The organism is Streptomyces sp. NPDC001194 (genome assembly GCF_042896985.1).
Lineage (GTDB): Bacteria > Actinomycetota > Actinomycetes > Streptomycetales > Streptomycetaceae > Streptomyces.
In genome coordinates this window covers 327,126-348,182 of record NZ_JBIAXU010000006.1, presented here as the reverse complement: position 1 = coordinate 348,182, position 21,057 = coordinate 327,126, and the positions used below count along the sequence as shown (strand labels likewise).

Genomic DNA, 21,057 nt, shown 5'->3' with positions numbered 1-21,057 from the left:
GGGGATGCGGGCGTGGCTTGCTTGACGAGCCGGGCCGCCACCTGCAGAGTCGGGATGCAGCACCGCAGCGCCGCCCGACTCTGCCGACCGGTCCCGCCCATCCACACGTGGCAGACGGCCCCGACACCCAGGAGCGGCTGAACCTATGGTCCTCGACCTGGTGGTGATCGGTATGGCCGTCACCTTGGGGCCCTTGCACAACAGCGCCTTCATCCTGCTCCTCTCCTCGCGGCGCGGCGTCCGCCTGGGCCTGGCGTTCCTGTTGTCGTGGCTGGCCAACCTGATCGCGGTCATCGCCTGCGTGATGCTGCTGACCGGGGGACAGCCCCCGGCCCGTCACAGCGCGCCCTCGACCGCCGTGATCGCCGGGAAACTCGCCATCGGCGTGGCTCTGGTGCTGTACGGCGTCCACCGGCACCGCCGACCGCCCCGCCCGCACGGCCCGCCGCGCTGGACCGCGCGGATCGACAACGCCTCCTCGGCCACCGCGGCGGGCCTGGCGTGGCTGCTGCAACCCTGGGCACTGGTCGGCGCCGGCGCCGCGACCGCCGTCGACGCGGACCTCTCCACCTCCACCGACTGGCTCGCACTGACGGGCTACTGCCTGCTGGCCACGCTCAGCCTCATCGTCATGGAGATGTACGCGCTCCGGGCGCCCGCGGCCGCGGACGCCCGGCTGAACGCCCTGCGGAGCTGGCTGGAGCAGCACCAGGAGCGGCTGATCGTCACGCTCTCCCTGCTCGCCGGCCTGTGGCTGACGGCCCGGAGCGTGTACGAGCTGGTCGCCTGAGGCCGGACGCGGCGCTACCGGATGGACAGGCTCATGCCGGGGGCGGGGCGCAGTACCTGCCCCGGCAGGACGGAGCCCGTCACGCGCCCGTCGCAGTGGGGCCCCGACCACACGGAGGCGGTCCCGTCGGTGAAGTTGGCGACCTCCGAGGGCACGAAGTCGCCCAACGGGTAGCAGCCGGACGGGTCGTGAATCGGTGCCCGATCGATGAACAGCACCCCGTCCGCGGCCTGCGCCGTACCCGGCACTGCCAGCCCCAGCGTCAGCGCCGCCGCGCACGCACCCAGTACCCGCGCCACGCGTCGTGTCTCGCGCATCCCCGTCCACCCGCCTCTCTCGTCTTGCCACAACCCGTCGGGTCACCCATGGTAGCGGCCCGCTACTGAACGTGAGGCATTGCCTGGATCACCGACGCGCGGCCCGGCGTCCAGGATGGCGAGCTCGGCCTCCGTGGCCTGGCGTTTCCACTCAGGGGCGAGCGCGGCGTAGGTGGTGACGTCGTGCCAGCAGCCTTGGGTGCGGAAGAGCTGCCGCAGGGTGGCCTCGCGGCGCAGTCCGGCGGCGTGCATCACGTCGGCCATGCGGTGGTGGTCGCTGCGGTGGCCGGCCCAGATGCGGTGCAGCCCGAGGTGGCCGAACCCGTAGGCCATGAGCAGTCGGCCCGCCTCGTGTCCGTGGCCGGCCATGGGGGCACCGGGGAGCAGCACCAGGCTGGTGAGCATGGCGTTGTTCCCGTAGCCCTCGACGAGCAGGCCCATCGTGCCGGTGAGGGTGTCGTCGTCCAGGCAGGACACGGCGAGGGTGTAGCGGTGCCGCGGGTGCGCGTGCGGCTGGCCGAGGCTCCGGGCGAACGCGTCGTGCGCCTCGCTCTCGTCCATGCGGTCGATGCCGAGGTAGCGGGTGAGCAGGCGGTGCGTAAGGATGCGCGTGAACGGCTCGTGGTCCGAAGGCCGTAGTTCGCGCAGCTTGAGGCGCCTGCCGCGGAGTTCGGGTACGCGCGTCACGGGGCGGCTCCGGGTCGTGCGCCCACGGGGTGCGCCGCCGTGCCGCCCGACGCGGAAGCGGACCCGGCCGGGACGAGCACGTCGAGGTCGACCGAGTAGCGCCCGGAGGGCACCGGTTCGTCCAGGAGGATGCGGCGGGCGGTGTCCGTGGCGAGGGCCGCACCGAGCATCACGCCGCTCGCGAGTTGGGGCCAGCTGGACAGCGTCCGGCCGATCCGGGGCAGGGCATCGGTCATCGCGGGGCTGAGGCGCCGCTCGTCGACCATGCGCAGCAGGAGGCGGATCGTTCCGGCGCGGTCGAGCCCGCGCAGCTCATCCGACGTCGTGTCACCGAGCAGTCCGTGGAAGAGCGGGCGCCCCGGTTCGGTGTCGAAGCGCTCCACATCCAGCAGCCCGCGGTCGTTCGTGTCCATGAGGACCGGAACCCCCAGGCGGCGGGCGTGCTCACGGGCGGCCACCTTCACCCACGGTGTGTCGCACTCCTCGATCAGGAGGTCCAGACCGCCGCGCTCTGGGGCGAAGAAGTCTCCGATGGATTCCTCGGTGAGGCCGCCGCGGTGGAGCTCGATGTCGAGGTACGGGTCGAGCTCGTACATGCGCCGGGCGCACAGCACGGTCTTCTCCAGACCCAGCTCGTGGACGCCCGCGCGCAGCCGGTTCAGGTTCGACAGGCTCAGCCGGTCGAAGTCGGCGAGCCGGAAGGAGCCGCCCACGCCCTCCATCGCACAGGTCAGCGCGGCACTGCTGCCCACCGACAACCCGACGACACCGATCCGGCGCCCGAACAGGGACTGCTGCTGAGCACGAGTGATCTTGTCGCGGTTCCGGTCGCTGCGCACCAGGCGGAAGTCCGCTTCGGGCAGTACGTGGACGAGGCGTCCGGACCACGGGTACCAGACCCACGTCCCGTACGTCTCGGGCCGGCCGCCCGTGGTGTCCGCGACGGCCCGCGCGAGCGCGGCCGCCGTGCGGTACTCGCCCGGGGCCAGGCAGCGTACGAGCTCTTCGACCTGCTCCTGGATCCGGTCGTGCACCTCTCTCACCAGCGCCGAGTCCCGTACGGCGGCCAGGGCGCCGGCGTGATCGGGCAGGGCCGGGTCGAGCAGAAGGGGACGAAACGATTCACTTGCTTGCCGGGGCGAGGGCAGCACGAACTGCCCCGGGCCCGCGCCGGGGGATGGGAAGAAGGTCACGCCAGGACGCTAGCCAAACCCGCGATCTTGAGACCGCGCACCTCACCCGTGGGGGCGCACTCGAATTGATCTTCGATGTAAATGCGCCCGGTGTGCGCCCTTGCGCGCCCTGGCCACCAGGCCGTGACCACCCCGCCCGTACCTGACCGGGGCCGGCTGCGCTGCGCCCGCCGAGGGCAACCCGCGCATTCCCCGGCGGCGCGGCGGCGCGTCCCGCTAATGTGGCCGAACTCACTGCCGCTGGGGGGCGGGTGGTCGATCGCGACCGCCCGGGGTGTGATGCCATCTGGCCGAGCTCTGCCGTGCGGCGGTGTATCCGGAGACGGCTGGCTTCGCGGCCCGGCGTCCTGATGCGCAGAGGAGCAGCGTGCAACGGCCGCTTCCGCAGGGGATCGAGTACCTGATCGAGCAGTTCGACACGTTCGCGGCGAACCGGGGTGCGAGCCGTCGGTTACCCGTGATGCTGCTGAAACGGGATCCCGCCCCGCCGGGGACCATCCAGGCGTCCACCGGTCGCACGATCGTCCTGGGCTACCGGGAACGCCTGCGCGACGAGGATCTCGGCCGTGCGGTCGACCTCGTCCCGCACGCCCTGATCGAGGACGGGGACGCCGCCCCGCGGGACGCCCTGCCCGGCGAGGTTCCGGGCACCGTGGATGATCGGCACGTCGCCCTGCTGGACGCCATCGTCGAGCAGCTGGAGAGCACGATGCCCCCCGGCGTGGGCGAACTGCGGCTGCCGCGGTTCCACACCTGCCGAGCCGCCCTCGACGTGCCGGTCGGCGCCGGGTCCACGGCAGCCAAACGACGCCGACTGCGCGACGAGCTCTACCTCCAACTCATGCTCCGGCGCCCCCTCCTGGGCACCCTGGCCCGACTGGCCGGTGCCACCGGGGACAACTTCCTGGTCAACATCTGGCTCTCCCTCTTCCAACTCCTGGTCGTCGGACTGCCCCGCCGTGTCTACGGCCTGTGGCTCAGCAGGCGGCGCAGCCTGCGCTGGGTCGGCTCACGGCGCCCCCAGGGCGCGAACTTCCTCCGCATGGCGCTCACCATCACCCCGTCCGGCACGGCACGCGGCAACCACGCTCTGATCCAGCGCATGCTGCTCATGGCCCTGCTGAACGACCTGGCCAGGGCAGCCGCGCCCTCCCGGCTGTGGATCTACCGGGTCCGCCGGCGCTGGCCCTTCGTCCTGCTCCTCCCCGAGGTCGGCGAGGAGGGCACGCCCGTCCGCCAGCTGCTCGACACGTACGCGGACATCGTCCGCACCGAGCCGCCCGCGCCCCTGATGGTCCTCGGGGCGCTGAAGGGCGAGCCGCCCTCGTACGCGCAGACCGTGCCGGCCGACCCCCGCAGCGTGACCGGTCTCGCCGACCGCGTCCACAGCCTGTACACCCGGGGCTCCTCATCGGCCGTGTACGTCGTCCCGCTGTCGGCGAGCGACGACGACGGGCCCGCCGACCGGTGGGTGGAGACCAACCCGAACATCACCGTACGGGCGAACGGCTGGGGCGACTACGTCCGGGCCGTGGCGACCCCGGTGGTGGTGCTGGCCCTTGTCGCCGGAGGTCTGTACTTCGCCGGGCACGACACCGAACTGCCGCCGTCGTGCCACAAGGTGAGCACCGGAGAGATCGTCGGGGTCACCGACGGAAGCGAATGCCATCTGGGCGTCCCCGGCCGGGACGACGAACTGTTCGCGCTGGAATCGGTCGCGGCACAGCAGAACCACGACGCCATGACCAGCGGGCGTCCGTACCGGACGGTGGTCTTCTTCGCCCCGCTCACCGCAGAGCCGGGGGACTCCACCCCGGTCAGCATCCAGAGCCTGCGCGGCGCACTCGCGGCCCAGAACCAGGTCAACGGCCGCGAGGGCGACATCGTCCAGATCCGCCTGCTGATCGCCAACGCGGGAAAGTACTTCGCCTACGGATCCCAGAACGGCCGGCAGCCCGACGTGGCCAAGGAGATCATCGACCGGAAGGACCGGGACAAGATCGCGGCCGTGGTGGGCATCACCCAGAGCCGCCCGGCGTCGTTCGCCGCGGTCGCGGAGATCTCGGCCGCGAGCATTCCCGTGATCGGCAATTCCGTCACGGGCAGCAGGATGGTGGACGAGCGGGCCCCCTCCTACTACTTCCAGGTGTCCCCCTCGAACGACCGCATCGCCGAGGTGATGGCCGAGTTCGCCGCGTACTCCGAGCAGATCGGTGAGCTGACGACGGCCAAGGACGGGGGCAGGACGGCCGTGATGGTCTACGACCCCGACGACGAGTTCTTCAGCTCCGACCTCCAGCGCAAGTTCACCGAGCACTACAAGGGCGGCAAGGTGGTCACCGTCCCGTACTACGAGAACCGCAACGGACAGATCGTCTCGGAAGTGGCGCGGGACGTCTGCACCGAGGTCCGAACCTCCGGCGGATTCATCCTGTACGCGGGCCGCTCGGGCGAGATGCCGGAGCTCTTCGACGCCCTTCAGGCAAGTGCGGACTGCCGGAAGGCGGACGGGAAGCCGGTCGCCGTGTTCTCGGAGAGCACGGCCGCGAAATACATGCAGGATCCGCAGGACATGCTCAAGGAACACTCCGTGCTGAAGCCCTTCTACGTGATGCTCAACAACTCCACCGGCACGGAGAGCCCCGACAGCCCGTACTCCGAATTCACCGTGCGGTTCCGCAGCGTGTTCAAGGACGGCTCGGTGCCGGAGGGGAACGCGGCCGGGGCCTACGACGCGCTGCGGGTCGCCTCCGAAGTCATCAACTCCGTCTACGCGCAGTACAAGACGCCGCAGAACAGCAGTGCGCCGTTCCAGCCGACGGACGTGTACGCACGGCTGTCCAACCCGGGCGTGCAGAACTTCTCGGGCGCCTCGGGCCTGCTGTCGCTCGACAGCCGCCACAAGTACCCGCCGAGCAAGGCCGTCTACGTCCTGGAGTCGCACATGGACAAGAGCGTGACGACACTGATGGCGTGCGGCCTGCTGCCCGACCAGCCGCCGGGCCTGAACAACCCCGCCACCTGGGGCCGCCCAGGCAAAACACGCCCCTGCCCCTCGGCCTAGGGGGTCCCCTCTCGATCAGCGGATCGCCGGTGCGGGCGATCTTGGAACCGTAGGCTGGGCGAGGGACGGCGGGCCACGCCGTCCCTCAGGGCCCACCGGCGGCTTCGAGGTCGGCGATCACCTCGCGGGCCGCCCGCGTCCCCGAGGCGAGTGCTCCCTGCAGCGAGCCCGTTGCCCGGTGGTCCCCGCAGACGTAGCGGCCCGGCGTGAAGCGGGTGGTGCGGGTCAAGAGCACGGGCGGGGGCATGGCGGGCAGGGCGCCTCGCACCGTCACGCGGTGCACGGGTTCCCAGGTGCCGGTGTCCGTGCCGTACGTCTCGGCGAGGGCGGTGAGTACGGCGGCCTCCTCCACCGGTCCTGGCGAGCCCAGCACGGAGGTCGACACCAGGGCCCTGCCGTCGCTGGAGTATCCGGGCTGGACCTCGGTGAGGACGCATGTGTTCAAGAACCTGCGGCGGGCGTCCACCAGCAGGATGGGCTCGGGCAGAGGTGAGCGCCCGACGGCGTGGTAGAGCGTCGTAACGGTCCGGCCCGCAGACGGGGCGAGGCCGGGCAGGAGGCGTGCCGCGGCACCGGCTCCGGTGGCGACGACGACGGCCCGCGCACGGAGTTCCCGGTTGCCGAGCACCATTCCCCCCGGCGTCAGCTCGGTCACGGGCGAGGAGGTGCACAGCACTCCCGGGGGCAGCCGATCGGCGAGTTGTGCCGGTACGGCGCCGATGCCGTCGCGCGGCAGGCAGAGCGTGCCGCGCAGCATGCTGCGCCAGACCAGGTGGAAGAAGCGGGCCGAGGTCTCCAGCGAGTCTTCCAGAAAGACCCCTGACAGGAACGGCCGGAAGAACGTCTCGACGAAGTCCTCGGAGAACCCCGCGTCGGCCAGGGCGGTGCGGGTGGTGACGTCGGGTCGGGCCCGGACACGGGAGGCGGGGGCGAGCATGGCGCGTGCCGACAGGACACCGAAGGCCAGCAGATCGCGCGGCTTGACCCGGCCGCCCGTGAGCACGGCGATGCCGTCGCGCGGGCGCCGCGTGGGATCGGCCAGGCGGAGCCTCCCGTCGTCGGTGTGGACCAGCACACCCGCGGTGAACGGTCGCAGGAGCAGAGCGGGCAGGTCGAGGCGACGCCGTACCTGCGGATAGGAGGTGTTGAACACCTGGAAGCCGCGGTCGGTGGTGAAGCCCGCGACGCGGTCGGTGCGGATGCGGCCGCCCACCGTGTCCTCGGCCTCCACCAGGCGCACGCGCAGGCCGGCCCCGGCGAGGTCGGATGCGCATGCCAGCCCGGCGGCTCCCGCGCCGATGATCGCCACGTCATGCCCGTCGTCCTGCGTCTTGGCCATGAATGCCCTCACATACCTTGCCCGACCGGCGTCGCAGCGGCGGTTCCAGGCTACGCGCGGACCCCGGTCAGACGGCTTCGGACGCGCCGCCGGGTACGTTCGGGACCCTTCCCGAACCACCCGGCCCCGGTACCAGGCCGCATGCGGAGCCCCTGGCATCCGCGGGGCATGAACACCTCCGCGTCGAGGTGTGGCGCGCCGCGGCGCTCAGACGCCGACCGATGCCGCCTCGCCGGCCTCGGCGACGCTCTGTTCGGGCTTCGACTGCGGCGCAGCAGCGGAGGCCTGAGCCGGCCAGGTGTAGAGGACCATGCGCTGTCGGTTGTCCTTCTCGAGTACGCCCTTCGTCACGAGCTTCTCCAGCGTGGCGCGGATGACCGGGTCCGACGACGTGCGCTGGGGGTGAGCCGCCTCGAGCTCGATGCGGATCTCGCTGACCTTCTTGGGCTCCCCGGGCTGCTTGGAGAGGATCTCCGTGAGAAGCCCGCCGAGCGTGGGCTCCGCGGGCTTCGCGTCCTCGGCGGCCGGGTTCACCGCCGTCTTCCTGACGGCCGTGGACTTCCTTGCCGGGGCGGACTTGGCAGAGGCCTTCTTGGCGACGGGCTTCTTGGTGACGGGCTTCTTGGCGACGGCCTTCACCGGGGCCGCCGCACCGTCGGCCTTCTTCCGCGCCCTCGGCTTCGGCACGGTCACCTCATCCGTGCCTGCGCCGGCCGGGACGGTACTGCTCACGGGCGAAGCGAGCACCTGAGAAGGGGCCGGTGCGGATCCGTCGTCCGTCAGCAGGGAATCCAGCGCCGTGGTGAGCCACTTCTCTTCTGCCTGGAGCTGGTTCAGACGCGTGGTGAGGTTCGCCTGTTCGGCCTGATTGGCCGACAGGTCGGCGGTCAGTTGCTGCGTGTACTTGGTCTGGATCGGGGTGTCGACCGGTTCGTTGGCCATGGCAGTCACCGTTCCTCAGGGGAGATGTGCATCGCTGCTGCCGGATGCTACTCGGCGCGGGTCAGCGATGGTTGGCGTATCCCACACCATCTTCCCTGGTCGGCAAAGAGGCATGCGTACCGTGGTACGTCGGTTGCCGGGCCGCCCGCAGCACTCTCTCAGGGGGTACGGATGCCGTCGCAGGCGATCGGCAGGTGCCGGGGGCCGCGGAGCACTGCGTTCTGACGGTACGGGGGAGGGTCCTCCAGCAGCCGCGGGTTCTCCAGCCGACGGGCCAGTGCGCTCAGCGCCTGCTGGGCCTCCAGGCGTGCCAACGGGGCGCCGAAGCAGCTGTGGATGCCACTGCCGAGGCCGAGGTGCTGGATGTCCCCGCGGTCGGGGTCGAAGCGGTCCGGGTTCTCGAACCGCTTCGGGTCCCGGTTGCCTGACGCCAGGATCAGCGAAACCGTGGCGCCTTTGGGGATGTTCACCCCGCCCATGTCGATGTCGGCGAGCGTGCTGCGCCGGGGCAGCATCTGCACGGGCGGTTCGTACCGCAGCAGTTCCTCCACGATCCGCACGGACATCTCCGGGGACTCGCGCAGCCGCCGGAGGACGTCAGGGTGACGCAGGAGGGTCAGCATGCCGTTCGTGATCAGGTTGACCGTGGTCTCGTGGCCCGCGATCAGCAGCAGCGCCGCGGTGCTGATGACCTCCAGCGTGCTCATGGATCCGTCCGGCTCCTCGTTGACGGCCGCCAGCTGGGACAGCATGTCCTCGCCCGGGTTCTTGCGGCGTTCCTCGATCAGCCCGGCCAGATACATCCCGAGCTCCATCTGCGCGTCGGACACGCCCTTGTGCTGCTCGCCGGGGTCGGCGTCCGGATCCGGGTCGAGGCCGGCGGCGATGGTGTCGGCCCAGCCGTGGAAGCGGGACTCGTCCTTGCGGGGCACGCCGAGCAGCCGGCAGATCACCGTGACCGGGAAGGGGTAGGAGAACTGGTCGACCAGATCGATGCGTTCCAGCGAATCCGAGCCTGCGATGCCGTCGATGAGGCCGGTGACGATGTCTTCGAGCTCACCGCGCATGCCGTGCACCCTGTGCGGGGAGTGCGGAGGCCCGAAGGGCCGGTTCGTGATGCGGCGCAGCCGGTCGTGGTCCGGCGGATCGAGCTTCAGGAAGACCGGGGGCAGAGCCGACCCGTCCTCTTCCTCCTGCGCCAACGGATCGCTCGACGGCAGCGTCAGGTTGCGGGGATCGGAGCTGATGCGCGGGTCGTGCAGGAGGCTGAGAATCTCGTGGTAGGTGCTCACGAGGTAGGGCCCGTCCGCGTCGTGGTACACCGGGGTCCTGCGCAGCTCCTCGTACAGCGGGTACGGGTCGGCCCGGCTGGAGTAGTCGATGATCTGCCGGAGCATGGCTTCGCGCATGGCATGTCCTCGTGCGGCTCGCGGGATCGGGACGGGGGAGAGGGCGCGGGCCGGCGCCGCGCACGGCGCGGACCTCGGGCGTGAGTCGCATCGGACTCGCGTCGGCTTCCGCCGTTCGCACCTGCTCGTCGGCCGACTCCGGGCCAGGCTTCTCCCAGCATGCACGCAAGCCCCCGGAACCGCCTGCCGGGGTTATGGAACCGCAGGTCACGCCCTAGGGGGTGTCCGCAAAGTAGAGCCGTCCGCCCGGAGGGCGGTCCCGCGGCGTCCGGTGCGTGCTCTCGGTGTGCCGGGCGGAAGCCCTTGTACTGGACGTACTCGGGATTTCGCCCGGTGCGCCGAGAGCGCGTGCCGGGCGTCGCGGGGCAGGCGGGACTTTGCGGACACGCCCTAGGGGAGCGCGGCGTCGCCATGGCAGCTGGAACCCGCGGCGGGTTCATCGGACAAGGGCCGCGCCTTCTGCTCCCTCTGCATTTCGGTCGGCCCCACCCCGGTGCAGCGCCGCTGAGGCTCCTGCGTCGATCGTCAAGCAGGCTTGCGCCGGCTGCACAGCAACCGCCCGATCGCTTTCATAGGCTCCCTCGTGTTCGAACAACTTCGTTCACGACATGGGGGAATCACCATGAAGAAGAAGCTCGCCCAGATCGTCATGACCGCGACCGCGGTGGCTGCGCTGGGGCTGGTCACCGCCGGCACGGCGAGCGCCGCGACGGCCTCGTGTTCTTCCTCCGGCGGGACGCTCTGCACCAGCTCCAGCATCCCCGCCAACGGCGGCCACCAGGTCTGCTTCGGCGGCAAGCACAACGCCCTCGCCTCCTGGGGGCGCGCCGAGCTCTGGGACGGGGACACCGGCGTGATGGTCGGCTCGATCGCCACCAACGGCTTCCGCTGGCAGCAGGCCTGCACCGGTGGACTGTACGGCCAGCACTACTACCTGAAGGGCACGGGCGGGTACTTCTACGGTGAGGTCTGGAACTGACCCTGCCCCGCCCGCCGGAACCGGCCCCGACGTGACGCGGCCGGAGCCGTCATCACCGCCCCCGCCGGCCCCGCGCCGTCGGGGGCGGCGTCCGCGTCGCGCCACCGGGCAGCGGCGGGGGTCAGCCCCAGGCGCCCGGCTCCCCGGCACGCAGCGTGCGGTACTCGCTGGGACTGATCCCGTACGCCTCGCGGAAGCACCGGCTGAAGACCGACGGTCCGCTGAAACCCCAGCGAGCCGCGATGATCTGTACCTGCTCGGCGCCGGGACCCCGGCGGTCGAGCTCGGCGCGGCACCGCTCCAGCCGGCGCCGCCGGATCCAGGCGTGGACCCCCTCCTCCTGGCTCCGGAAGAGCTGGTGGAGTCCGCGGACGGAGATGTTGTGGCGGGCCGCGACCGCCGAGGGGGTCAGCTCCGGATCGCCGAGATTGTGCTCGATGAACTCGAGGATCCGCCGCAGCAGGGCCTGGGCCCGGACCTCGGCGGGGAGCCGCTCCTCCACGTCGAGCTGCTGGGCGAGGAAGGCGGCCGTCAGACTGATGGCCGCCGTGCCCAGGGCACGCAGCTCCCCGGGCCCGCCGTGGAGTTCGTGATCCTCGAGGGAAGCGAGGAACGACGACAGGACCGCCGCCAGCCCGCTGCCGGCCGGCATCCGGCGGGCGAGCAGCTCGTCGAGGCGCTGCGAACGCAGCGGCAGGACGTGACGGGGGAACTGCAGCATCGTCAGCCGCACGGTGCCGCTGCCGGACACCTCCGTGTCGGAGGGCCGGGAGGTGTCCCAGAGCAGGAAGTCCCCGGCTCCGGCGGTGCTCGCGTTCCGGTGCTGGGACAGGGCCGTGGCACCCTGCCGGATCAGCCCCAGCTGGTACTGCTCGGGATCGCCCCGCCGGACCAGCGCCGCTGTGCGCCGCGAGGTCAGGGGCGACATGGTGAACCGCGCCATGCGCAGGCCCTCCAGGTCCAGCACACCGGCCTCGGCCCGGAACTCGGCGGGCCGCTCGCTCCTGAGGGCGGTGGGCATCACCTCCCGCGAGACCAGATCGGAGAACCAGTCGAAACGCTCGCTCGCGGGCACGTCACCCGATGACACCAAGGACCACATCCCACTGCCCCCCGACAGCTCGCACGCTCCGGCGCAACCAAGGATGCAGTGGCGTACTCCCGGCCCGCGCGTCATTTCCGGCACAGGTCGCCCGACCCCCGTGGTTCACGGATCGAGCCGTTGTACTCCGGGCCGGGGCGGAGGAGCCCGCTGACACGGCGCAGGCCGGGAGGGGCGAGGGTGGCGCGCCCGGGCGCGCCACCCCGGGGGTCACTTCGTCTGGTAGACACCGAAGACGTCGAGCACCAGGTCGGCGTCCTCATGGCCCTGGTTCCAGAAGGTGATGACGCCGTGGTCGCCGTCGCTCGCCTGGACCAGGTTGGGGACCGTGTCTCCGGTCGTCCAGTTGAGGGTGGAGGAGACGGGACGCGGTCCGGCCGGTGCGGGGGGCTCGCCCTGCGCGGGCAGCGCGTACGGGCTCGGGGCGACGGAGAGGAATCCGGTGCCGCGGGTCTCGGTGACGGTGGCGTTCAGCACGTACGCCTCGACACCCGTCGCCGCCTCGGGCGTGAACCCCTGCGTGATGTACTCCCGGGCCCGGAACCTGCCGCCGGGCCAGCCGTACGCCTCCTCACGGGTGTCGAGCGTACGGAAGGGGGCGAAGGGCAGGAAGGCGGCCTTGCTGTCCTGGCTGTAGTAGCCGACGACGTCGACGACCACGTGGGTCGGGGACCAGGCCCCGTTGAAGATCTTGATCGTGCCGTCCTCGGCCACCGGCACGATCACGGCGTTGGCCACGGTCTGTCCGGGTACGAAGTTCAGGTTCGACGCCGTCGGCACCGCCCCGGTGCCGGAGAAGGCGGTCATGTGGCCGGGCCCCTCGGGCTCGGTCACCGTGACGTTCAGAGCCACGGCCTTGATGTTCTGGGGCACCCCCTGCAGTCCGCTGATCCGGGTGGTGAACGCGCTGCGGGAGGCGAGCTTCCCGCGGGCCGTGCCGAGACCCTCCCGGGTGTCGACGAACCGGGCGGGAGTCATCGAGGTGTAGCCGCTCGCCGAGGCCCGGGTGAAGTAGCCGGTGACGTCGGCGATCAGGTCGACCGGCTGCCAGCCGCCGTTGAACAGCTCCACGTACCCGTCCTCCCCGACGGGCACGATCACCAGGTTCGGGACGGACCGGCCGGCCGTGTAGTTCAGGTTCGAGGTGTTCGGGCGGTCGTAGCCGGCTCCGGGCCACACGGTCACGTGGCCGCTGTCGACGGTCTCCGTGACGGTGACGTTCAGGGCGACGGCGGTGACGCCCGCCGGGACGGAGGCGTTGCCGGCCACCTTGACGCGGGCGGATCCCTGCCCGGGAACCTTGCCGACCGCGGCTCCGGTGCCGTTGCGGGTGTCGAGGAGGCGGGTCGGGGCGTGCGGGGTGAAGTCGGCGCCGGGGGTGAGGAATGCCCCGCCGTTGGTGGCTTGGACGGCATTGGCCGTGTCGGTCACCTTGACCTGCACCTGGTACTCGCCGGACTTGTCGTACGTGTGCGAGTGGTGCAGCTCGTAGTTGCCCTGGGCGGTGACCGTGTCGGTCTTCCCGTCGCCCCAGTCGATGACGATGTCGAGCGCGAAGTCGGCGCTCGTGATCAGGGCGGTGAGCTCGATCCCGTGCGCGGTGTAGCTGGTGCCGCTCACGTCGACCGCGAGGGCCGGATTGGCCCCCGCGTCGAGTGCGGCCTGCTCGGTCGCCGCAGTCTCCGCGTTCTGCGCGGGTGCGGCCGCCTCGGTACGCGCGGCCTGCGCCTTCTGTGGTGCGGCGGTTTTGGAGTTCGCCGTGGGCTTCCCCTCGGTGGCGGTGGGCAGGGTGGTACGGATCGTGCGATCCGCGGGGCTGTGGAAGCCCTCGGACGTGGATGCCGCGGCGATCGCCTTGGCCACGCCGGCCGCGACAGGCACGGGATCCGCCGCCTGCGCGATGCCCGGAATGATGCCGAGACCGGCCGCCACGAAGGCAGCGGTCATTACGAGTCGGTGGTTGCGCACCGGCCCCCCAGGTGTGGTGATGAGCGAAGAGGGGCCACCGTATGAAGGGTTCCGGCCAAGGGTCACGGGGTTCTGGCGCCATTCACTCCATAGGGGTCAGCGCTTTACCGGCTGTGCGGTTTGCGATCGACAGGAGGGTGCCTGTCGTTCCGCGTGACCCGACGGCCCGTGCCGACAGGTCGTGGCCTTTTGTGCGGTGGCGGCTCGCGTGTTTGTGGCCGGAAGAGCCCACGGCTCTGCGAATGTTGACGTGAGCTGGCGCAATACCGCATCCGTGTAACGCCTTTGCCGACCGGGAGAGAAGTGTGACCATCAAGGACATCGGGCCGGAACCTCAAAGCTTCGACCTTGAGCAGGCGACGCTCGAGAACATGAACTATCGCGCGGTCGCCTGGTCCGGGAAGTACCTTCAGCTGACCCTCATGTCGATTCCGGTGGGTGAGGACATCGGCTTGGAGGCGCACCCGGAGACCGACCAGTTCCTACGACTCGACGCAGGCCGGGGCCGTGTCCAAATGGGCCGTACGAAGGATCGGCTCGACTTCGACCGGGAGGTCGAGGACGGCTGGGCGATCTTCGTGCCCGCCGGCACCTGGCACAACGTCACCAACATCGGTGACGAGGCCTTGCAGCTCTACGCCGTGTACGCGCCGGTTCACCATGCGCCGGGCAAGATCCATGCGACGGCCGCCGATGCGGAGCGCGACGAGGACTCGGGCAACGACGAGCCGCCGGCCTGGTCGGTCCAGCCCGTCCAGCAGCCATCGGACGAGCACGCCTGATCAACGAGCGCCTGTCGCGAGAGTGGTTCTTGGTTCCTGGTTCCTCGTTCCTGGTTCCGGGGCCGCGGGCCGGCAGCGGGACACGGGCGTGGACCATGGAAGCGCCAACGGACCGGCCGGACAGGCATGTTCAGGTCAGAGCCCACAGGCGGACGGTCTTGTCCCGGCTGCCGCTGGCGAGCAGGGTTCCGTCGGGGCTGAACGCCACGGAGATCACCTGGTCTCCGTGGCCGGTGAGCGTGGCGATGTGGTTCCGGGAAGCCGTGTCCCACAGCCGGACGGTCCGGTCGTCGCTTGCCGTGGCCAAGGTCTTGCCGTCGGGGCTGAAGGAGACCATGGTGACGAAGTCGGTGTGGACTTTCGCGAACGTGCCGGCCAGGGTCCCGGAGGCCAGGTCCCAGAGGGACGCGGTGCCGTAGGGCTCGGAGAAGGCCAGGGTCTTTCCGTCGGGGCTGAGGGAGATCGATTGCGTGGTGCCGCTGTTCGCGGCGATGTCGGTGCCCTTCATGGTCCTCATGTCCCACCGGCGGGCGGCGGGGCCGGGTCCCGCGGAGGCGGCGAGGGTCTTCCCGTCGGCGCTGAAGGCCACGGCGTACACGATGCCGCCGGGGACGTCGAGGCTGCCGGTCCTGGTCCGCGCCGTCACGTTCCACAGCAGAACCATGCCGTCCTGACCGCCGCTGGCGAGGGTCTTCCCGGTGGGATCGAACGCCACCGCCCGGGCTCGGGCGGTGTGGCCGGTGAGCGTGGCCGCCGGCTTGCGGGCCGCGGTGTCCCACAGGCGCACCGTCTTGTCGGCGCTCGCGGTGGCGAGGGTCTTCCCGTCCGGGCTGAACGCCGCGGAGAAGACCATGTCGGTGTGGCCGGTCAGCGTGGCCAGGTGTGCATGGTCCTTCACGTCCCAGAGGCGCACGCTGCTGTCGTCGCTCGCGCTGGCGAGCGTCTTCCCGTCCGGGGTGAACGCCAGGGAGTTGATCATGTAGGTGTGGCCGGTGAGGGTGGCGACGCAGGCCCGGTCGGAGCTCGGCGAGCGGGACTTCCACACCCACGCGCCGCCGGTGGCACCTGCGACGGCGACGGCCCCCGCACCGAGCAGGACGGCCCGGCGGCCGGGCCCACGGGGCCGGCGGGCGGCGGACGGCCGGGGTGGCGCGGGTGGCGCCGGTGTGGGTGACACCGGCGCCGGCACCCGTACCGGCCCGGTCGCGGGAGCGGTGGGCGGGTGGACCGCCGGCTGCCGCGGGGCCGGCGGCGCCGTGACGGTCGAGAGGAGGTGCGCCCGACGCGGCTCGGCGGGGCGCTGGTCGGGCCGGGTGCGCCGGTCCGGGGCCGCACCCAGCCGCTCGGCGAGCTCGGCGGCGGTGGGACGCTTCCCCGGGTCCTTGGCCAGCAGCTCCTCCAGGACCGGGGCGAGCTGCCCCGCGTGCCGGGCCGGTGGCAGCGGCTTCGTCATGATGGCGTGGAACAGCGACATCAGGCTGGGCGCGGCGAAGGGTGCGGTGCCCTCGACGGCGGCGTACAGCGTGGCTCCCAGCGACCACATGTCGCCCGGCGAGCCCGCGTCCCCGCCTTCGAGCTGCTCGGGCGGCATGTACTGGGGGGTGCCGACGATGACCCCCGTGCGCGTCAGCCTCGTCGCGCCGGAGCCGTCCAGGACCCGGGCGATGCCGAAGTCGGTGATGATCGTACGGCGGCCCTGGAGGAGGACGTTGTCGGGCTTCAGGTCCCGGTGCACGACCCCGGCGGCATGGGCCTGCGCGAGTGCGTCGGCCATCTCCGCGCCGATGGCCGCGACCTGTTCCCACGGCAGCCTGCCGTCCTGCTCGACCAGTGCGCCGAGGGACCGGCCGGCGACGAACTCCATGACGATCCACGGGGCGCCCGTGTGCTCGACCACGTCGTGGACGGTGATGATGCCCGGGTGGTTGAGCTGGGCGGCCACCTGGGCCTCGCGCAGGGTACGCCTGAGCAACTGCTCCCGCTCGTCGGGCGCGACGCCCTCGGGCAGCAGGACCTCTTTGACCGCGACCTGCCGGTCCAGCGTGGTGTCGTGACCGCGCCACACCCGCCCCATGCCACCCTGTCCGACCAGCTCGATCAGCCTGTAGCGGCCGCCCACCAGGTGTGCCCCTGCCCCCGTCATAGCGGTCACTGTAGGCCTCCGGGGACCGAGCCGCGCCGGTCCCGGGGATTTGCCACCGAGACGTGGAACGGCGATGGGGACCAAGGCTCCGCTGCCGCTGCCGCTGCCGCTGCCGCTGCCGCTGCCGCTGCCGCTGCCGCTGCCGCTGCCGCTGTCGCGGTGCCGAGGTACACGTGGCCGCGCGCTTGCCGTATCCGGTGCGACGGCTCGGTGCTCCTCGATGCGGACACGGCCCGAAGCATCCGGGCACACGACCGCTGGTCCTCAGTCCGCGATGAAGGGTGCGTACCCGACCGGGACTTCGCTCACCTCGAGGTCCGAGAAGAGCAGAGTCAGATCGTGTGCGTTGGTCTCGATGTGAACCTCATGGAAGGCGACCCCGACGGCCTTCGACCAGCGGTGGGCCGCCTCGGAGTCCGGACGCAGCTCGGCCCCGTACATCTCGTGGTGCCTTGCGCCCCAGACGTAACTGCCGCGGTCGGGGTGTGCGGTTTCGCGGTCGAGGAGTCCGTCGTCCAAGGAGACCCGCCAGGTATCCGCGGGCAGGAAGGTCTCGCATCGGGCCTCCACGCAGTGCCGGAAGAGGTACCGCAGGTAGGTCGGCGGGCTCTGGGGGCCGTTCCACACGTGGACGATGACCTCGTAGTCGCGCATGTAGGCGGTGTATCCGTGGTGCACGACAAGGTGCTGGATGGTCTCGTTCAGCGTCTGCCGAAGCTCTGCGGTGTCCATGCCGTCCTTCTACCTCACTCGGCAGGCCCTCCGACAGCAAGATTCACAGCCGTCCCAGTGCGGCCTCCGCTCCCGGTCCTTGTCGGCTTTGTTCCTGTTGGACGCGGCAGGCCCCGGGACCAGGGTGTCCGGGGACGGCCGGTCATTGGCGTACGCTTCCCGCCGCGGCGCCGACCACGGCACCTGCTCCGAGTCCTACATCGCCACCGGAGCCGCGAGAGGGAAGGGCGCGGCGGGCCGTGTCAGTAGGCCCGGATGAAGTACTTGGTGGTCGTTGCGCCGATCGAGCAGTCGTTGGTGCTCTGCGTGGAGATGTACGTGTATCCCGGGGGAACGGTGCACGCCCACATGTTCGACTCCGGGGTGCGCAGGTAGTACTTGGTGCGGGTCCCACTGGTCGAGCAAGTCTGCGTGCTCTGCACGGAGATGTACGTGAAGCCAGCGGGCAGAGTGCAGGCCCAGAGGTTGGTCTCCGGGGTGCGGAGGTAGTACTTGGTACCGGCCCCGGGTCCACAGTCAACGGTGTTCTGCACGGATATGTACGTGAAGTTGGCGGGTGCGGTGCACGCCCACAGGTTGGTCTGCGGGGTGCGGAGGTAGTACTTGATGCTGCTGCCGCCGGGGCCGCAGTCCGAGGCGTTCTGTACGGAGATGTAGGTGAAGCCGGCGGGGAGCGTGCATGCCCACAGGTTGTCCGCGGCCGGCTGCACGAAGTACTGCGTGTTGCTGCTTCCGCACGTGGAGGTGCTGGAAGTCGTGGTGTAGGTGTAGCCGGGCGGGACGGTGCAGGACCAGAACCCGGCGGCGGGACCGAGGGCCGTGCCGGCCGCCGCACCGCGGGCGTCCGCGGCGACCGGCCCCGACGGCTGGGCCGCTGCGGACGTGCCGAGGGGGAGGAGGGCGGCGGCCAGCATGACGGTCGCGGTGCCGGCGCCGAGCAGGAACGTCCGCAGTTTCGATCGGACCATGAGAAATGCACTCCTGGCTGTCTGTTCGTTCACGGGACGGAACCATGACGTGAGGAGTGCCGGGGCCGATCCGCCCCGGCCTCCCAAGGATGCGCGGTGGAATGTTTCCACGGGCATCGGACCCGGGCAAGTGCGCGATCGGGCCAGTTGGTTCGCGTCAGGCTGCATGCACGCGACCGGGCCCACGGATGAGGCTGTTGCGCGTCAGACGGTGCCGTGGGGGGAGACGGCGAGCACGGCGACGTCGTCGTGGAGGTTGCGGCCGGCGGCGGCTTCGCCCGTTATGACGACGCTTCCCGAGTCGGTACGGACGGATTCGCCTCCCACGGCGGAGGCGCCTGCTGCTCCGTCCACGCGGCCAGGGCCTCTCCGTCGACGCAGACGATCCCGCACGTGTCGGCGTACTCGGCCGCGGGTGCGGTGAGCGAACCGGTCGTGACGAGGACGGCGACATCGGCCCCATGGACCGCGAAGCAGGTGCCGCCGAACCGCTGGAGGTCCTGCGAGCCGACCCGGTTGTCCTCGGAGTAGTGCTTGCACTGGAGCACCACCCGCCGGCCGTCCGCCGTCGTCGCGAGGACATCGGCACCCAGGTCGCCCGCACCCCCGACCACCTCCACCGAGGTGCATCCGTCCCGCGCGCACAAGGCGGCCACCGTGTGCTCGAAACCGTCCGCGTCGACCGCGGCATGGTCGAGGGCCTCGCTCCCCACGTCGGGAAGCTCCGGCAGCGGCCCGTACCCGGCCGGCGCCGCCACCGGACGCGGCGGCCGGGCGCCGCGCCGGCCGGGGGCGATGGTCCACTTCGCCAGTACCGCTCCGAGCAGCAGTACGCCCAGGGCCGCGACCGGCGGCACCGGCACACCGGCCCAACTCGTCGGAGCGGCCTTCAGGAACGCGGTCAGCCCGCCGATGCCGATGCCCAACAGGCCGACCGCGAGCACCACATCGCGCCCCCAGCCGGTGCCCCGCACGGCCACGGGCACGTCCTCGTCAGGTGTCGTCATGCCGAGGTCCCCTCCCCTTCACACGCCGGGTCCCCGACCACGGCGAACACTGTTCGATGCCCGTATCGCCGCGATTCCGGCTCTCAAACGGCCCCCGGGCGCGGGCTGTCCACCCGACAGGGCGAAGCTGTCGGCCCGTGCCGCTCCCGGTTGGTGGCCGGGGGGATCGTCGACCGCCTCCCGCAGCGGGGCGGACACGTGCGGACAGCGGTGGACAGGCTTCGTCTGCGTGTGGCCTGGCAGGTGGACAGCGGTCCGCCGGAATCTTGGATCACGCCGGAGAGCGCACCGCGAGGGTGGCGCCGAAGGCCCGAACAAACGTGCTCGCCAAGGACCGAGAAGAAGCGCACACCGTCGCTTCACATCAACAGGAGAATCCGATGAAGCAGCTGCTGTTCCCGAACAACATCCAGTTCTGGTACGAGACCCTGCGGTCGATGAGCCACATCGCCTATGGCGGTGCGGACTTCGGCGAGGTGGTCTCCACCGGTGAGCGGATCATCGAGGGCGACTACGGCAGCTGGTACGTCGAGTGGACGGCCACCGCGGACCGTGTGTCGCAGGCGGCGGAGAAGGCGCTGGCGGCCGGCCACCGCATCAGTGCCCGGGACGGCTTCCTGCGCGCCTCGAACTACTACCGTTCGGCGGAGTTCTTCCTGCACGGCCACCCCTGCGACCCGCGTCACGACGACGCCTACGACCGCTCGGTGGCCTGCTTCAAGGCGGCGGCGGCGCTGTTCACCCCGGTCATCGAGCCGGTCGAGATCCCGTACGAGGACACGACCCTGCCCGGCTACTTCTACCGGGTCGACGACTCGGGGACGCCCCGGCCGACGCTGATCATGCACAACGGTTTCGACGGCACCGCGGAGGAGCTGCACTTCTTCGGGGCGATGGCCGCCGTCGAGCGCGGTTACAACGTGCTGGCCTTCGACGGCCCCGGCATGCCGGGCCCGCGTCACCACCAGAACCTGGTCTTCCGCCCGGACTGGGAGAACGTGATCACGCCCGTCGTGGACTTCGCCGAGACCCTTCCCGAGGTCGACAACAGCCGCATCGCACTCCTCGGCGTCAGCATGGGCGGCGTCCTCGCCCCCCGGGCTGCCGCGTTCGAGCACCGTCTGGCCGCCCTGATCGCCGTGGACGGTCTCTACGACCTCGGCCAGACCGCCGTACGCAACATCTCCGGCACCCGCGAGGAGGCCGAACGGCTCCTGCGCGCCGAGTCCGCTCCGGAACTCGACGCCGCCTTCGAGCAGGCCATGACCAGGGACCCGATCGCGCGCTGGGCGATCAACCACGGCATGTACGTCATGGGTGTGGAAACCCCCCGTGCCTTCAACGCCTCCTATCTGGACTACACCCTGGCCGGGGGCATCGCCGAGCGGATCCAGTGCCCCACCCTCGTGTGCGACGCCGAAGAGGACATGTTCTTCAAGGGTCAGCCGGAGCAGCTCTACGAGCACCTGACCTGCCCGAAGACCCTGATGCTCTTCACCACGGCGGAAGGCGCCGGCGCGCACTGCCACCCCGGTGCGATGCGCCTGTCCATCGCCCGCATCTACGACTGGCTCGACGACACCCTCGCTGCCGCGGCCTGACCAGGCCGTGCGGGCACGGGTGCCCCGCACCCGT

At 71.0% G+C, this 21,057-nt stretch carries 17 protein-coding genes; 5 read left to right on the top strand and 12 right to left on the bottom strand.

Annotated elements, in window-relative coordinates; genetic code table 11:
- Positions 1-145 precede the first annotated feature (145 nt).
- Complete coding sequence (locus tag ACFY1T_RS17305; RefSeq protein WP_390788875.1) at positions 146-790, top strand: GAP family protein; 645 nt, start codon at positions 146-148, stop codon at positions 788-790.
- Between the two features lie 14 nt (positions 791-804).
- Here ACFY1T_RS17305 and ACFY1T_RS17300 read toward each other — a convergent pair whose 3' ends face one another.
- From ACFY1T_RS17300 to ACFY1T_RS17290, 3 genes are read right to left on the bottom strand one after another with little or no spacing between them, the layout of a single operon-like run.
- Positions 805-1,107, bottom strand: coding sequence for a hypothetical protein (locus tag ACFY1T_RS17300; protein WP_390788874.1), 303 nt, complete (start codon positions 1,105-1,107; stop codon positions 805-807).
- Between the two features lie 42 nt (positions 1,108-1,149).
- The gene (locus ACFY1T_RS17295; protein ID WP_390788873.1) at positions 1,150-1,794 is read right to left on the bottom strand and encodes a GNAT family N-acetyltransferase; all 645 of its coding nucleotides are present in this window, start codon (positions 1,792-1,794) and stop codon (positions 1,150-1,152) included.
- Positions 1,791-2,987 carry a ThiF family adenylyltransferase gene (locus ACFY1T_RS17290; protein ID WP_390788872.1) on the bottom strand — a complete coding sequence of 399 codons (1,197 nt, stop codon included), beginning with the start codon at positions 2,985-2,987 and terminating at the stop codon, positions 1,791-1,793. Before ACFY1T_RS17290 ends, ACFY1T_RS17295 begins: the two co-directional genes overlap by 4 nt.
- A 367-nt stretch (positions 2,988-3,354) precedes the next feature.
- Between ACFY1T_RS17290 and ACFY1T_RS17285 the strand changes: the two genes are divergently transcribed.
- On the top strand, positions 3,355-6,051 hold the full coding sequence (locus ACFY1T_RS17285; RefSeq protein WP_390788871.1) for an ABC transporter substrate-binding protein: 2,697 nt from the start codon (positions 3,355-3,357) through the stop codon (positions 6,049-6,051).
- A gap of 85 nt (positions 6,052-6,136) precedes the next feature.
- On the opposite strand, the gene ACFY1T_RS17280 is transcribed toward ACFY1T_RS17285, so the two are convergent.
- The 3 genes from ACFY1T_RS17280 to ACFY1T_RS17270 all read right to left on the bottom strand — a co-directional run bounded on the left by ACFY1T_RS17280 (position 6,137) and on the right by ACFY1T_RS17270 (position 9,741).
- Positions 6,137-7,390, bottom strand: coding sequence for an NAD(P)/FAD-dependent oxidoreductase (locus ACFY1T_RS17280; RefSeq protein ID WP_390788870.1), 1,254 nt, complete (start codon positions 7,388-7,390; stop codon positions 6,137-6,139).
- Positions 7,391-7,597: 207 nt separating this feature from the next.
- On the bottom strand, positions 7,598-8,332 hold the full coding sequence (locus ACFY1T_RS17275; protein WP_390788869.1) for a hypothetical protein: 735 nt from the start codon (positions 8,330-8,332) through the stop codon (positions 7,598-7,600).
- Between the two features lie 158 nt (positions 8,333-8,490).
- Positions 8,491-9,741, bottom strand: a complete 1,251-nt coding sequence (locus ACFY1T_RS17270) for a cytochrome P450 (RefSeq protein ID WP_390788868.1) — start codon at positions 9,739-9,741, stop codon at positions 8,491-8,493.
- 622 nt (positions 9,742-10,363) lie between these two features.
- On the opposite strand from ACFY1T_RS17270, the gene ACFY1T_RS17265 reads away from it, so the two are divergent.
- Positions 10,364-10,720 carry a hypothetical protein gene (locus ACFY1T_RS17265; RefSeq protein WP_390788867.1) on the top strand — a complete coding sequence of 119 codons (357 nt, stop codon included), beginning with the start codon at positions 10,364-10,366 and terminating at the stop codon, positions 10,718-10,720.
- A gap of 121 nt (positions 10,721-10,841) precedes the next feature.
- Here ACFY1T_RS17265 and ACFY1T_RS17260 read toward each other — a convergent pair whose 3' ends face one another.
- Positions 10,842-11,795, bottom strand: coding sequence for a helix-turn-helix domain-containing protein (locus tag ACFY1T_RS17260; protein ID WP_390788866.1), 954 nt, complete (start codon positions 11,793-11,795; stop codon positions 10,842-10,844).
- Positions 11,796-12,032: 237 nt separating this feature from the next.
- On the bottom strand, positions 12,033-13,769 hold the full coding sequence (locus ACFY1T_RS17255; protein ID WP_390788865.1) for a PKD domain-containing protein: 1,737 nt from the start codon (positions 13,767-13,769) through the stop codon (positions 12,033-12,035).
- 326 nt (positions 13,770-14,095) lie between these two features.
- Here ACFY1T_RS17255 and ACFY1T_RS17250 point away from each other — a divergent pair, with 326 nt between their 5' ends.
- Positions 14,096-14,572, top strand: coding sequence for a cupin domain-containing protein (locus ACFY1T_RS17250; RefSeq protein WP_390788864.1), 477 nt, complete (start codon positions 14,096-14,098; stop codon positions 14,570-14,572).
- 130 nt (positions 14,573-14,702) lie between these two features.
- Here ACFY1T_RS17250 and ACFY1T_RS17245 read toward each other — a convergent pair whose 3' ends face one another.
- The 4 genes from ACFY1T_RS17245 to ACFY1T_RS17230 all read right to left on the bottom strand — a co-directional run bounded on the left by ACFY1T_RS17245 (position 14,703) and on the right by ACFY1T_RS17230 (position 19,422).
- Positions 14,703-16,715 carry a WD40 repeat domain-containing serine/threonine protein kinase gene (locus tag ACFY1T_RS17245; protein ID WP_390788863.1) on the bottom strand — a complete coding sequence of 671 codons (2,013 nt, stop codon included), beginning with the start codon at positions 16,713-16,715 and terminating at the stop codon, positions 14,703-14,705.
- Between the two features lie 264 nt (positions 16,716-16,979).
- On the bottom strand, positions 16,980-17,447 hold the full coding sequence (locus tag ACFY1T_RS17240) for a hypothetical protein (protein ID WP_390788862.1): 468 nt from the start codon (positions 17,445-17,447) through the stop codon (positions 16,980-16,982).
- A gap of 242 nt (positions 17,448-17,689) precedes the next feature.
- Positions 17,690-18,415 (bottom strand): hypothetical protein, encoded by a 726-nt coding sequence (locus ACFY1T_RS17235; RefSeq protein ID WP_390788861.1) that lies wholly within the window; start codon positions 18,413-18,415, stop codon positions 17,690-17,692.
- 281 nt (positions 18,416-18,696) lie between these two features.
- Positions 18,697-19,422 (bottom strand): restriction endonuclease, encoded by a 726-nt coding sequence (locus tag ACFY1T_RS17230; RefSeq protein WP_390788860.1) that lies wholly within the window; start codon positions 19,420-19,422, stop codon positions 18,697-18,699.
- 380 nt (positions 19,423-19,802) lie between these two features.
- On the opposite strand from ACFY1T_RS17230, the gene ACFY1T_RS17225 reads away from it, so the two are divergent.
- A complete protein-coding gene (locus tag ACFY1T_RS17225) occupies positions 19,803-21,023 on the top strand; it encodes an alpha/beta hydrolase family protein (protein WP_390788859.1) in 1,221 nt (406 codons plus the stop codon).
- Positions 21,024-21,057: the final 34 nt, after the last annotated feature.

Excerpts from the sequence above, each read along its gene's own strand:
- ACFY1T_RS17305 (WP_390788875.1), top strand. The coding sequence starts at position 146 with ATGGTCCTCGACCTGGTGGTGATCGGTATGGCCGTCACCTTGGGGCCC.
- ACFY1T_RS17300 (WP_390788874.1), bottom strand. The coding sequence starts at position 1,107 with ATGCGCGAGACACGACGCGTGGCGCGGGTACTGGGTGCGTGCGCGGCG.
- ACFY1T_RS17280 (WP_390788870.1), bottom strand. The coding sequence starts at position 7,390 with ATGGCCAAGACGCAGGACGACGGGCATGACGTGGCGATCATCGGCGCG.
- ACFY1T_RS17275 (WP_390788869.1), bottom strand. The coding sequence starts at position 8,332 with ATGGCCAACGAACCGGTCGACACCCCGATCCAGACCAAGTACACGCAG.
- ACFY1T_RS17270 (WP_390788868.1), bottom strand. The coding sequence starts at position 9,741 with ATGCGCGAAGCCATGCTCCGGCAGATCATCGACTACTCCAGCCGGGCC.
- ACFY1T_RS17265 (WP_390788867.1), top strand. The coding sequence starts at position 10,364 with ATGAAGAAGAAGCTCGCCCAGATCGTCATGACCGCGACCGCGGTGGCT.
- ACFY1T_RS17255 (WP_390788865.1), bottom strand. The coding sequence starts at position 13,769 with ATGACCGCTGCCTTCGTGGCGGCCGGTCTCGGCATCATTCCGGGCATC.
- ACFY1T_RS17245 (WP_390788863.1), bottom strand. The coding sequence starts at position 16,715 with ATGACGGGGGCAGGGGCACACCTGGTGGGCGGCCGCTACAGGCTGATC.
- ACFY1T_RS17240 (WP_390788862.1), bottom strand. The coding sequence starts at position 17,447 with ATGGACACCGCAGAGCTTCGGCAGACGCTGAACGAGACCATCCAGCAC.
- ACFY1T_RS17235 (WP_390788861.1), bottom strand. The coding sequence starts at position 18,415 with ATGGTCCGATCGAAACTGCGGACGTTCCTGCTCGGCGCCGGCACCGCG.
- ACFY1T_RS17230 (WP_390788860.1), bottom strand. The coding sequence starts at position 19,422 with ATGACGACACCTGACGAGGACGTGCCCGTGGCCGTGCGGGGCACCGGC.
- ACFY1T_RS17225 (WP_390788859.1), top strand. The coding sequence starts at position 19,803 with ATGAAGCAGCTGCTGTTCCCGAACAACATCCAGTTCTGGTACGAGACC.